Raw genomic sequence first — 13,284 nt, 5'->3', positions numbered from 1 at the left:
CCTCCGGTTAGTTAGCTTCAAAGGCAGAAAAATCAACAGAATTAGTATTGTTAGTTCTTCTGATTTTTGAATTATCAATTTTTTTAACAGGGAAAATAGTATCTTCAAGTTTACCATCCTGTGAAAAAATATAAGCTTTATCAATAGATGATGGATCATAGCGTATATTTATTTTGTCACCAACATATTTTAGTGGTACTTCAAATATTTTTGTACCTATAGATACTGTGGAGTCATTTTTTACAGTACGGAGTACTTTATATAAAAATAAATAGTCTAGTTCAGTTTTAGAATCAATAAATCTTATATTTTCAACATTAGACATGTACTTATCAATTGGTTTTTTGTTTATTGAGGAATGTATAGTGTTGTTATAACTGTTAACATAACCCGACAGGGATTCATTTAAAAGGTCTATAGATTTAAAATCATTCCAATTAATTGAATTCATCCATTGTTTTTGCATAGTTTGGAACCATCTTTCAATTTTGCCCTTAGATTGAGGGGAATATGGTCTTGCAAAACTTAAAATACTACCAAGAGCTGCACAAATCAAATGAAATTGCTCACTTTTATATATCTTTCCATTATCAACGAAAACTTTTTTAGGAATTCCCTTTGATGCTACCGCATCTTTAAATACAGACATAAGAGATAAAAGATCATCTTTAAAAAATGCTTTGCATCCTACAATGACTCTACTGGAATCATCTAAAAAAGCTATAATATAAGTCTTGAATTTTTTATCTTCTATAGTAAGGTAAGGACCTACAGATACGTCAGATTGCCAGCATTCATTGGAAAACTCAAATTCAAAGGCTCTTCTATCATCAGGTACAAGCTTTTTAGAACCTATCTTAGCCTTATTTATAAATCTAGTTACTGTTGACAGGGAAATACTAGTTTCACTTTCAAAACCTTTAGCTATAACTTCATGATATATGTACTTGGCAGTTTTTTTAGGTGAATTTAATTTACTGTTTATAATAAATTCTTTGGTTTCATTTGAAATTTTTCTGGAAGTACCTTTATCAGCTCTTGATTTTGGATATAAGCCATCAATACCATATTTCCTATATTGAACTAGCCATCCTTTGATTGTTGCAGGAGAATACTCTTTTTTCTTGCCGTTAGGCAGTGTATAAGACTTTGCTGCAATTTCTGCTAAATAATCTTTTACAGAAGTCTGAGTAAATGTATTGGTTATAATGGGTGCAATCAGAGAATAACGAAATAATGCTATCTTTTGATTAAATTCTTTTAATATCATTGATTATCAACCTCCTATTTTTATTAATAATTATGACTTAAAATCGATATTTAAACCGTTAAAGGTTGTGTGGAATTATACAAAAATTTTAGATAGAACAAGAGAAATGAGGACAAGATTGATATAAAAAGACATTAAAAAAGTGTGAAGTATTTAATTTGATAAAAAAGATAGATCTAATTTGTACCTATTAAATTATCATTTACAAAAGAAATACTTAGGCATGTGTAAAAAATAATCCAAGTTAAAATCGTGCCTTAAACGGCAAAAGATAATAATTTTTTTTATGATATCAATAGGTAATTTGCTATTTATGTTAGAATTATAGAATTTATACTGTGCAAAAAATAAACGAATACTCGATAATGAGCTTACTAGCCTATTTTTCCAAAATGATAGATCTGTTGTATTAAGAGATGAGTAGTTAATATTAAGAGATTTTATAAGAGTTAATATTTTACTAAAGGAATAACCTAGTTTTAGCATCATAATAATAGAAGTTAGAATAACTTCATAAGCATATTGCCTATAAGGAATAATAAAACTGGGTATAAGAGAATAGGTTTTACCACAGGATTGACATTTACAACGCAGGATGACTATCTTGTATGCACCTTTAAGGGTAATTAAGTTTCTATAATAAAATCCATGTCTGTACAGCTTACCTTCAAATCCACATGCTTCGCATCCATATTTACTTGGAAATTGATTAAACTTACAAAGTTTATTGTATTTTTTTATTCCGTAAGGCATTTTTACTATATTTATCATTATTATTTCTTCTCATAATTAAAAAATTTTCTCCTTACTAATTATCGTCAGATTAAATAATCTTATTCTTTTTGAGTCAGATTATTTAATCTGACCTATAAATTAAGTCTATAATAATTTGACTTTTTTGAATGTTTTTTAGCTTAAGTAAAATGCCTAATAACAACTAGGAGATTACTTTGAAGAAGTTCTTCACGTTAATTATCTTGTTACAGGATATCAACTTAGGCTTCCAGCAGTTAAAGGCTTTTTCCCAGTGGTAGATTTTCATTCGTATTTTAAGGAACATAATATTGAATACATAACTGATATGTGGGGACAAAGCCATGAAGTTAGTGGTATCAATATAATTACTACAGAATCAACTTTTAAGGGGAAATTAAATGTAACAGGTCTTAAAGAAGATGGTTCTGAAAAGAAAGAATGGTTATTTGGCAGCATAAAAGAGTATATAGATTTGCTTGATAAATACGGCTATGATGTTATAGGTATTTCAAACTTTGCAAAGCCTGTGGAAGAAGAATTTAGAAGAGCAACTTATCAGCTGTGGCTGGCACTTAATATAAACAGATTGGACTTAGTTGCTCTTTCTAATACTCAGGGTGATGTTATTCATAAGGTTCTAAGTATTTACCGTAAAGATGAAATAGACTGGCAGGATATTAAGTATATTGAAACTTTCCTAAATCTTATCCAAAAGGAGAATGCTGACACTAATCTGGCAAAAGAATGTGCAGATGCTATTAAAGCTATCCATATAAATAAAAAGATGGTCTTTGATAGAAAGGTAATCCAGACTATTAAAGATGTTATAAATAAAAAGCTTAATGATATGTGTATGGGAAGATTCTATGTAAAAGGAAAATACCTCTATGTTACACAGGATATTCTTGCCTTTTTAAAATATGCAGGAACTGAAAATAGAGCAAAGTGGGAGTATTCAGGTTTCCTTGGAAAGAAACAGTTTTATTGTGGTGGTAAAATAACAGGTAGAAATTTACTAGCAAGGAATCCAATCATGAGTTACTCAGAAATTGCAAAGGTTAATTTTGTAGACTATGAGGGGGAAGATTCAGAGTTTATTAAGCACATGGATAATATAATTCAAATGCCACTTGGTACAGAGTCTAATAGACTTGGGGGCAATGATAAAGATGGCGATGAATTATTTGTACTATCTACAGATTATAATTTAAAAGAAATAAAGATTGAGTATTTACAGAATTATAACTTTGTTGTTAAAAATGAGACCAGTGAGAATTTTAATAAAAACTTACTTGATTTAATAAATCAGAAACTACAAGAACACTTAAATAAGCAATTTTCTAATAAAGATGTGGTGACTATTGAAGATTTTGTTGTTCCATCTTTGGTTCAAGTTAATGATGAGGATAAAGCTACTGCTCCTAGTAAGGAGTGGAATAAAGAAAATGTAATACAGTTTATTATTGAATCTGAGGACAAAACTGGTGTAATAACTGATATTAATACTGCTGTTGAAAATATTGCAAATGAAGAAAGGAATCTACCAAAGTATGCTCTGCCTATTGCTATAATGAAAGATTTGCAGGGAAAGATGATTGATGCAAGTAAGAGTGGTTTGTTTGACCAAGTAGTTGTGCCAGAGGTTATCAAGCTTAAATTTAGAGAAAAGCCTCAATTTATGTATTTTAAGGATGGGAATAAATTTAATAAGGATTATTCAACTGAGTCTGCTATGGATTTCTTTTCAGAAAGGATGCAGAAGTTTAAAGAGTATGTTAACAAAGTTATGAGAGAGGATACCAATAGAAAAATAAGGACTCAAAAGTTTGAAAATATTTACAATTATTTAATGAATCCAGAACTTGATGGTAATAAAGTGCAGAAGGTCATAGAAGAATTAGGTAGTATATATTCAAAGTTTATAAATGAGAATAAGACACTTGCTATATTGAAATCTAAAATAAATGCTTATTCTAGTGATGACAAATATAAAAGAGAACGTGAAATTGTTGATCAGAAATATAAGGCTTTGTATGAGAAAACAAAGAAGGCAGCAGAAGATGTTTGTAACTGTCCATCTCTTCTTGCCACTGCTGCTGTTCGTATGACATATATAAACTCAAAATATAATAATCAAAATGATAACTACTCCTTCTGCTGGATTGTTGCTTCTGAAGGAATTCTCCAAAATATTAAAATGCATGAGGATAAAGAAAAAATATATGTAGTTAAAGCTGATAAAGGAGAAGATGATGTTTTTGAATGGCTTGGAGAATATTATAAAACTGAAGTTTTTGATGGGGAGTATCCATTAGATTTTAATGAAGAAAAAGATATGAGTATTCCTGATAAATATTTGATAAAAGAAAATGAGGAGCTTCAGGATATTTGTGATTTAAAAATCACTATTATGGGAGTTGAAAAAGGCAAGGCAGAAGAAGTTGCTCAAAAGATGCTTGGTAATCCATATAAATTATTTGTTACTGAAAATAACTGGCTTGGAATTGATGGCAATATGAGCATAAAGGAAAGAGAAACTCTTACTTCAGGAATTGATTTAAGAAAATATATTGATCATCATATTACTATAAAAGAAATTGTTACAGCAAAGAATTCTCAAACTATAATTAAAGCAATTGCTGATGTTAAAGGATAGAACGCCAGCGAAGCTGGCTTAGAGTGGACAATGCAGAGTTAATGTATTGCTCCACACTAAAATATAGGAGGTCATAATCAATATGAATAATGAAACAATTGTAATATTACAGGAGAGAATGGCAGGTTATTTGATGTTTCGAAGATTTCATAAAATTGGTGAAAAGAGAGATTTAAAGAATTCACAGAGAAACATTTATATATTTAAAGATTCGCCTGAAATTAGAAATGCTATGGAAGAATATAAGACACATAAAGAACTTATGAGCTAGATGTAAGGTGGGGGAACGGTATATATGGGGGAGTTGAAAAAACAAGAGAAATCTATATTTGATGAAATAGTCTACAATAAAAGAGTTGAAGAAAAAAATGGTGAAACAATACAGTATCAGTATTTTTTTAGTCATGTAATAAAATCTAATACTGTAAATGAATTAATTGAAAGCACAGATGAGAAAACAATTGAAATTGCAAATTCTGTGAAAGAAAATTCAAAGAAGGTATTTGAAGATAATAATGCATATGTATCAGAACAACAAGTGAATTTCTACAATGATTGCACCAAGCTCATTTATAGTGCTTTAAAAGTAGAAAATCCAATTTTAATTCCTGTTAGATGCGGTTTTGGTAAGAGTACTTTTTTAAAAACTCTTATAGGTACAATTATAGGAAAAACTAAGTATGGCTTTGTTTCAAGTGAAATCAAAAATAACTATTTGCCAATGATAATAACTACAGATAGAGTAAATGATTTAAAAGATCTTAGTAATTACATTACTAAAAAATATGGATATTACAATGATTACACTTATTATGATGAGAAAGTTAATGATGTGGTTACTACTAAGCAGCCATACATATATGTTTTAAAGGGTTGGAATAAAAGTATACAATGTAAAAATTACAAAAAGGTTAAGACTTATAAAGAAAGTATCATAAGGTGTACACAAGAAAAGTGTGAATTTTTTGATAATTGTGAAATGGGAAGGCAGAAAAGAGAACAACTGTATTCACCGATACTTGCAATGACAAATGCCAGATTAAGCTATCTAACAAACACAGTTGATGCAGATAAAGGAATAAATAGATTTACAAGTTTTGTTGACAAAGATAAAAAAGAAATAACAAGAAAAAGGTTACTGATAGATGAAAAACCTCAATTACTTAACAATAGTGTTGTTAGTGTTGATGAAATTGGTAAAATGAAAAAACTTGTTAATAATTATGATTCTTCAGATGATGAAAAATATAATAACTACAAATTGGAAATGTTAAAAGAACTAAATAATATTGAAAAAAGAGTACTTGAAATACAGGAAGAATTCAAAGATTATAGGAATGCTTTTGTAGTATTAGACGAAGAAATATTTAGTGCAGAATTTAAAGAAAATTGGTTTAATTTCTTTAATCTAAAATATAATCAATATATAAGTGCATTTGAGAATATGTTTAGGAATGGTGCTCTTTGGTGTAAAGGCAAAAAAATGTTTTTCTATACTACAAGCAGAAATAGTTTTAATGTTGGAGATTTAAAAACATTTATATTTGATGGAACTGCAGAAATGAGTCTTGAATATGAAACAGGAGAAAATGATTTTGTATATTTGAATATTGACGATTATAAAAAATACGATTATGTTACTTTCCATATAATTCAAGAGAATTTTAGCAGGAATTCTATTAAAAAGAGACCTAAAAAGTTAAAAGCTGTTTGTGATTGGATTAAAGAAAGTATTAATGACAAAACATATGTTATAAGCTATAGAGAATGTGATGATATACCTGTAAATGAGATACTAACAGAAAACTTGAAAAATATTCCTAATATAGTAATGTGTAAGGATAGCAATAAATTACCTTATTTCGGGAACACAAAAGGAAAGAATGATTGGAGTAGCTGTATCAACATGGTTCAAATTGGATGGAATAGATACAACTCAGATATTTATATTGCTGAATATTTAGCATCCAGTCATATTATAAAAAAGCAGATTAGGGAAAGGTATGAAAAAACAAAATACAAAATACCTGAACTATTATTTGGACTAGATGAACGAGGGAAATTTAAATTTCATGATCTTGAGCAGTATAGGTTAATGAAAATGATTGTTGACTTTGAACAGGAAGCTTTTAGAACTAGAATAAGGGAATTTAGTAGTAATAAAGAAGTGCATATATATTTATTTGCCGTTAGTGATGCTATGAGAAGTATGATATGGCAGAGATTTAGTAAGTGTAAATTTATTGAGCATAGAGAGATTAAACAATTTGATGAATTTAAAAAACTTGACAGAAAAGGAAATGAGGATATTGAAAGATTAATTAATTGGATGGACAAAGAGTGGAATAAAAAGAAGATTGAAAGTAAGAATGTAAAGGAACTACTTAAGGTAAATAATGATAGTTGGACTTATGTTTTTAATAAAGATAAAGGTTTTCAAAAGATGTTAAAAGACAGAAGAGTAAAACAGAAAAAAGAAGGAAGAAAATATTACTTAATTAAATATTAAAAACTAAAAGTTAAGACCTTTATAGCATCTAATCGTTGATATATAAAGGCTTAGAAAGATTTAAATAGTAATTTCTTTATATAATAATTAAATAAGGATTTTACGAGTGAAAGTCGTATAAAGCTTTATATGACAAGGATTGATGGTATAAAAGGTGCAAATGATATAGGGATATGAGATGTGTTGTTTGATGATTTGAATGTAAATAGAATTAAAAAATAACATTCAGCTCTGAGGGGGTATGGGGGTGGTAGAGCTAAAAAAACTTTTATGTAGCAAAGCGAAATAAAAGTTTGGTAGCACCCCCATGTGAGTGAAATTAGTCTAATTGTTTATTGGTGTTGAAATAATATAAATAATCAATAGAAAAGAATTAAATATAGATTATAATAATTTTCAATGCATATAAGGTTCCTCAACGCCAGCGAAGCGTGGCATTGAGTGGAAAAAGAAAAAAGTATTGGGATTAATAGAACTGTCTATTCAAATAAGAGTAGGCAGTTTTTTTATTATTAAAATTAAGGAGGATCAGCAAAATGTACAATAATTTAAAATTAACTATTTCAGAAGAAAGAAAAAATAATATAAAGAATAAACTGTTATGCTCAATTGTTTTTAAACATAAAAATTTAACTAAGTTAGAAACAAAAAGTTTACAACAATTAAATCCAGAATATATTACAGCTTATTATACTTTATACAATAAGATAAACACTGAAGCAGAAGCCCGAAATAACATAGCATGGATTAAAAGAATATATTATTTTTTTAAGGATGAACTTAAATGGTGGAGAGAATTAAAGCATGAATGGACAGAAACATATAACAAAAATCTTATTGAAATCAGAAAAAAGCTGGGATTAAATGGTGAAGAAATACTAAATATAGACCAAATATCAGAAGAAGAATATGATAATTTAATGTATCTTCAGGAACGTATTGATATGTGTGATAACAATGTAGGATACATTAAAGATTTATTTATTACTTTGAATAATAAGCTTATGGAATGCTGTAAATATATAGAAAATATATCCTTTAATGATTTCTGTTCATTGATTGGAATTAACAAAGTTACAGCACTAAAAAATCTTAAAGATCATTTTGATTATACTAAGGGTGATTATTTTTCTTATTACTATAGTTTGCTATGGTGGGGAATAGAAGATGCTAGAGAGGAGGAAGGGTGGAAAAGTAATAGAAATGGAATGCCTTATTTTTACCTTTGCACTGAAGCTTTCTTATTTGAATTAGATAGAAATAAAGAAGCCAAGAAAAAGGTTGATGATTATTTGATTTATGACATGGGATTAGGAAGCAGTATGTATACATTAAATACTAATCAAAATGGTGAGCAAACTATAGAAAAATATTATCCACCATTAAAAGCTATTAAGTAGGGAGTGTCTTAGGATGCTCCTATTATTTTTGAAAGGGGAAATCAAATGGAGTTTAAAAAGTTAAAAATTAACCAGTTAAAACATGCAGAATATAATCCTCGAAAGGATTTAAAGCCTGGGGATTTAGAATTTGAAAAAATAAAGAATAGTATTACAGAGTTTGGTTACTGTGAACCAATAATTGTAAACAGTGATTTTACCATTGTAGGAGGACATCAAAGAGCTAAAGTATTAAAAGAACTTGGTTATGAAGAAATTGATTGTGTAGTAATTGATATTGATAAAACTAAGGAAAAAGCATTAAATGTTGCTTTGAATAAGATTAGCGGTGAATGGGACTTTGAAGCTTTGGCAAAGTTACTGGATGATTTAAAAGTTGAAGATTATAATGTGGAGCTTACAGGTTTTGATATGAGTGAAGCTGAAAAGTTATGGGATGAATACATAAAGGAAGAAACACAGCAAGAGGAAGAAGAAATTCCTGAAGTGTCAGAAGGACCTGTAATTAAAACAGGAGATATTATATTGCTTGGTAAACATAGATTGATTTGTGGAGATGCAACTAAATCTGAAGATATAGAAAAATTGATGAATGGAAAAAAGGCTAAGCTTACAGTTGTAGATCCTCCATATGGAATAGCTTATGTGGGGAAAACAGAAGATGCTTTAACTATACAAAATGATAATCTTGATGATGAAGAATTTTATAATTTCTTACTTGAAGCATTTAAGAGAATTTATGAAGCATCAGATGATGGAGCAAGTATGTACATATTTCATGCAGATGCAAAAGGATTAATTTTTAGAAAAGCATTTGTTGATTCAGGATTTAAACATTCTCAATGCTGTATATGGGTGAAGAATACTTTTGTTATGGGAAGGCAGCCATACCAGTGGCAACATGAACCAGCTTTATTTGGCTGGAAACCTACAGGAGCACATTATTGGAATGGGGATAGAAAGCAGAGTACAATATGGAATTTTGATAAACCAAGAACTAATGATGTACATCCTACCATGAAGCCAGTTCCTCTTATTGAGTATATTATTAAAAATTCAAGTAAATATGGTGATATTATTGTAGACACTTTTCTTGGCAGTGGTACTACTTTAATTGCATCAGATAAGGCAGATAGAATTTGTTATGGAAGTGAGCTTGATCCCAAGTATTGCCAAGTTATTATTGAAAGATGGATTAATTATAAGGATGAAGCAAATGGTGATGATGTAATTATAGAAAGGGATGGACAGCAATATAAATATTCAGAATTGAAGGAGGAAGTGGTATGAGTAAAGCACAAGCTATTATTGCAATATTATATTTAATTTATATATTTATTGATTTAGAGTATATTTATGAAGCAAAGTCACTGGTAAAATTTCATAAAAACTATGAGCAAGGTATTATAATTTTTATAGTTGGACTTATAGGGATGTTTATGAATTGTATTTTTATTCAGTTTACTATTCCATTTGTTATTGGATTTTTTGCTAATCTTATTTATTGGTTTATAGCAGATATGTTAGTAATTAAAGCACAAGCAACTAATAATTAAATAGGTAATTTATTTCAAACATTAAGTTGACTTTACTGTGTTATAGAGTGATTAATGTACACAACAAAAACATAGGAGGTCAGTAACCATGAAGAATCAAGCTTTTGGAATTGAAATTGAACTTACAGGAATTACAAGGAAAAAGGCAGCAAAAACATTAGAACAATATTTTAATACAACAGCCATTTATGAAGGGGGAGGATATTGTACCTATAAGGTCAAGGATTCACAGGGAAGAGAATGGAAAATTATGAGGGACTCAAGCATTGAACCTGAAAAGAAATATATCAACGGTGAAATAAGGAGACCAACAAGTTCAGCTGATGAATATAAGGTTGAACTTGTAAGTCCTATATGTAAATATGAAGATATTGAAACTATACAGGAAATTATACGAAAGCTTAGAACAGCAGGAGCTTCTTCAAATAATAGTTGTGGTATACATATCCATATTGATGGAAGTAACCATAATGAAAAGACTTTGAGAAATATTACAAATATAATGGCAAGTAAAGAGGATTTGATATATAAAGCCTTACAGGTTGGAGGGGTAAGAGAATACAGGTATTGCAAAAAGGTTTCGGAAGAATTCTTAAAGGATATAAACAAAAAGAAACCTGAAAATTTACAAGACCTTAAAAAAATATGGTACGAACCTTATGGAGGAGATGGGAGCAGTCAGCATTATCACTCAAGCAGGTATCATGGATTAAACCTTCACAGCTTTTTTTCAAAAGGCACAATAGAATTTAGACTTTTCAATGGAACTACCCATGCAGGAAAAATTAAAGCCTACATACAATTTTGTCTAGCAGTAAGCCAACAAGCAATAAATCAAAAAAGTGCATCAGCAAAGAAAACTGTAACCGATAATGAAAAATATACATTTAGAACTTGGCTACTAAGGCTTGGATTAATAGGAGATGAATTTAAAACAGCAAGAGAACATTTACTTGCAAACCTAGAGGGAGATATAGCATGGAGACATGCAGCTTGAAGAAATAGGTAAAGAGGGTGAAAATAATACCCCACCCTCTAATCCTAAAATGTGAGAGGAGAAATTTTCAATGAATAAACTTTATATAGCTTATGGAAGCAATATGAATCTTGAACAAATGGCATATAGATGCCCAACAGCAAAGGTAAAAGGAGCAGGTAGTATAATTGGTTGGAATCTAGTTTTTAGGGGAAACAAAGGCAATGCTTATGCAACAATCGAGCCTGTTGAAAATAAAGAAGTTCCGGTGGTTATATGGGAGATAGAACCTTCTGATGAAAAGGCACTAGATAGATATGAAGGTTATCCTCGGCTTTATAGAAAGGAAAATATAAAAGCTATTCTCGATGGTGAAGAAGTAGAAGCTATGGTTTATATTATGAATGGTAAGGCTATTGAAAAACCAAGTCAAAGGTATTATGAAATTATAAAACAGGGATATATTGATAATGGAATTGATGTTGGGATTTTAGATGGATTTTTGAAAGGTTAAATGATTGATTTATGAATTAGTATGAATGTGTTTTTGTTGAGAGAACTCTGTAAAAAGGGTTCTTTTTATATTGTAGTTATCCTTTTATTGGTATAAAATTATCAGTAGAAGGGGATGGTTTTATGGGTATAGAAAGTATATTAAAGAAAGAATTAAAGCTAGAAGATAATTTTGATTATCATGTGTTGTATAATGATGATAGAGGATCTATACATAAAGATGAATATAAATCATTAATTTATTGGTGTATTAAAGAAAAAGTAATTGAAGTTAAAAAGTATATTATACAAGAAAAGATTTCTCAAGATATATTTTATGATATAGCCGACAAAAAAGGCAGAGAACAATATCAATTAAAAGAAATGTTAAAAGAGTACCACCAAGAAAACTATTATAATATTGCACCATTTATATATTTATTAGAAATTGTAGAACCAAATTATAAAATAAATAGCAAAAGAAAAGAGTATGAAGATCCAGTTTTAGAATTTCCAGATAATATTTTAATAGGACACAGATTTAAAGGAACAAATGCATTTTCAAGATTATATTTTCAGGATGACAAAATTGCTATAAATTCATTTAATGATGAAATTGAAAATTTAGTTGATACTTTAGAAATAGATGATATTATGGTTTATGTGTTAGTTGTTGAAAATGCTGTAAGAAGTGAACAAAATATTGTTCTTTATAAATTAACTAAAAATGATATGTTTAATAAGTTGAAAGATGAGGCTGAACATAAATTTCTTGAAGAAATAAATAAGTATATAAATAAATTATAATTTATAAAAGTATCAGGTTAGTACTGATGCTTTTTTAATTGGAGGTGAGGTGATGAAAAATAATAGAAAGGCTTTAACCAAGTATGAAACCAATGTTAAACCTAAACTTGATGAAATAAAACAATGGGTTACAGATGGACTTACAGATGAAGAAATTGCTGAAAATCTTAATATACATGTATGGACTCTTGGAGATTATAAAAAGAAACATTCAGAATTATCCAAAATTATAGCAAGACCCAGTAAATGGGAAACGCATATATTACCTAATCTTAAGGACATACAGAAGTGGTGTGAGGAAGGAGTGACAAATGATATTATTTGCCAACGATTGGATGTACAAGAAAGCACATGGTATGAATATCAAAATAAGCATCCAATTCTAAAGGAGTTAGTCCAAGCATCAAAATCTGTCATGGATACAAAAGTCGAAAATGCTCTTCTTAAAACAGCCCTTGGTTATGAATATGAAGAAATAAAAACAGTTATTGAAGAAGATAAAAATGGAAAGAAAAGAACAAGGATTGAGAAAACTAAAAAATATATGCCTCCTAATCCAACTGCTCAAGCCTTTTGGTTAAAGAACAGAAGACCTGAGTTGTGGAGTGATAGAAGAGAAATAATACTTGATACAAAGGCTCAGGAAGAGGAAAGAAAAAAGCTTTTCTTAGATATGATAAATGAAAATGAAGTCCCTGCCGATTATGAAGTTTCAGAGGAAACCACCGATGTAGGTGGAGAAGATAGCGAAGCATAAAAATATTATGTATCCAGTTTTTTTATAGATAAACCTTAAAACCATTGCTATGAATGGCTTAACACCGTCAGCATATCTTGCAAACTGACTGCATAATGATTGTTA

General features: G+C 29.2%; 12 protein-coding genes. 10 read left to right on the top strand and 2 right to left on the bottom strand.

Annotation, left to right across the window (positions count from 1 at the left end; translation table 11 throughout):
* Positions 1–7 precede the first annotated feature (7 nt).
* Entirely contained in the window at positions 8–1,270 is a 1,263-nt protein-coding gene (locus CLPA_RS11900; protein ID WP_236900340.1) for a DDE-type integrase/transposase/recombinase, read from the bottom strand.
* A 198-nt stretch (positions 1,271–1,468) separates the two neighbouring features.
* Complete coding sequence (locus CLPA_RS22120) at positions 1,469–2,023, bottom strand: DUF6431 domain-containing protein (protein WP_076719224.1); 555 nt, start codon at positions 2,021–2,023, stop codon at positions 1,469–1,471.
* A 274-nt stretch (positions 2,024–2,297) separates the two neighbouring features.
* Here CLPA_RS22120 and CLPA_RS11890 point away from each other — a divergent pair, with 274 nt between their 5' ends.
* The 10 genes from CLPA_RS11890 to CLPA_RS11845 all read left to right on the top strand — a co-directional run bounded on the left by CLPA_RS11890 (position 2,298) and on the right by CLPA_RS11845 (position 13,179).
* Entirely contained in the window at positions 2,298–4,682 is a 2,385-nt protein-coding gene (locus CLPA_RS11890; protein ID WP_003441152.1) for a hypothetical protein, read from the top strand.
* 82 nt (positions 4,683–4,764) lie between these two features.
* A complete protein-coding gene (locus CLPA_RS11885) occupies positions 4,765–4,953 on the top strand; it encodes a DUF5659 domain-containing protein (protein WP_003441153.1) in 189 nt (62 codons plus the stop codon).
* 24 nt (positions 4,954–4,977) lie between these two features.
* The gene (locus CLPA_RS11880; RefSeq protein WP_034829985.1) at positions 4,978–7,191 is read left to right on the top strand and encodes a hypothetical protein; all 2,214 of its coding nucleotides are present in this window, start codon (positions 4,978–4,980) and stop codon (positions 7,189–7,191) included.
* A 536-nt stretch (positions 7,192–7,727) separates the two neighbouring features.
* Positions 7,728–8,591, top strand: coding sequence for a hypothetical protein (locus CLPA_RS11875; RefSeq protein ID WP_003441154.1), 864 nt, complete (start codon positions 7,728–7,730; stop codon positions 8,589–8,591).
* A gap of 45 nt (positions 8,592–8,636) precedes the next feature.
* The gene (locus CLPA_RS11870; protein ID WP_003441156.1) at positions 8,637–9,881 is read left to right on the top strand and encodes a site-specific DNA-methyltransferase; all 1,245 of its coding nucleotides are present in this window, start codon (positions 8,637–8,639) and stop codon (positions 9,879–9,881) included.
* Positions 9,878–10,147 carry a hypothetical protein gene (locus tag CLPA_RS11865; RefSeq protein ID WP_003441158.1) on the top strand — a complete coding sequence of 90 codons (270 nt, stop codon included), beginning with the start codon at positions 9,878–9,880 and terminating at the stop codon, positions 10,145–10,147. The genes CLPA_RS11870 and CLPA_RS11865 overlap by 4 nt, the downstream gene beginning before the upstream one ends.
* A gap of 88 nt (positions 10,148–10,235) precedes the next feature.
* Positions 10,236–11,144, top strand: a complete 909-nt coding sequence (locus CLPA_RS11860; RefSeq protein WP_003441161.1) for an amidoligase family protein — start codon at positions 10,236–10,238, stop codon at positions 11,142–11,144.
* A gap of 70 nt (positions 11,145–11,214) precedes the next feature.
* Positions 11,215–11,637, top strand: coding sequence for a gamma-glutamylcyclotransferase family protein (locus tag CLPA_RS11855; protein WP_003441163.1), 423 nt, complete (start codon positions 11,215–11,217; stop codon positions 11,635–11,637).
* Positions 11,638–11,759: 122 nt separating this feature from the next.
* The gene (locus tag CLPA_RS11850) at positions 11,760–12,422 is read left to right on the top strand and encodes a hypothetical protein (RefSeq protein WP_003441166.1); all 663 of its coding nucleotides are present in this window, start codon (positions 11,760–11,762) and stop codon (positions 12,420–12,422) included.
* A gap of 52 nt (positions 12,423–12,474) precedes the next feature.
* Positions 12,475–13,179 carry a hypothetical protein gene (locus tag CLPA_RS11845; protein WP_003441168.1) on the top strand — a complete coding sequence of 235 codons (705 nt, stop codon included), beginning with the start codon at positions 12,475–12,477 and terminating at the stop codon, positions 13,177–13,179.
* The last annotated feature ends 105 nt before the right edge of the window (positions 13,180–13,284 follow it).

This window comes from Clostridium pasteurianum DSM 525 = ATCC 6013 (genome assembly GCF_000807255.1).
In the GTDB taxonomy this organism is placed as follows: Bacteria; Bacillota; Clostridia; order Clostridiales; family Clostridiaceae; genus Clostridium_I; species Clostridium_I pasteurianum.
Note: the sequence above shows the minus strand (reverse complement) of the source record. Positions and strands in the feature narration are given on the sequence as shown.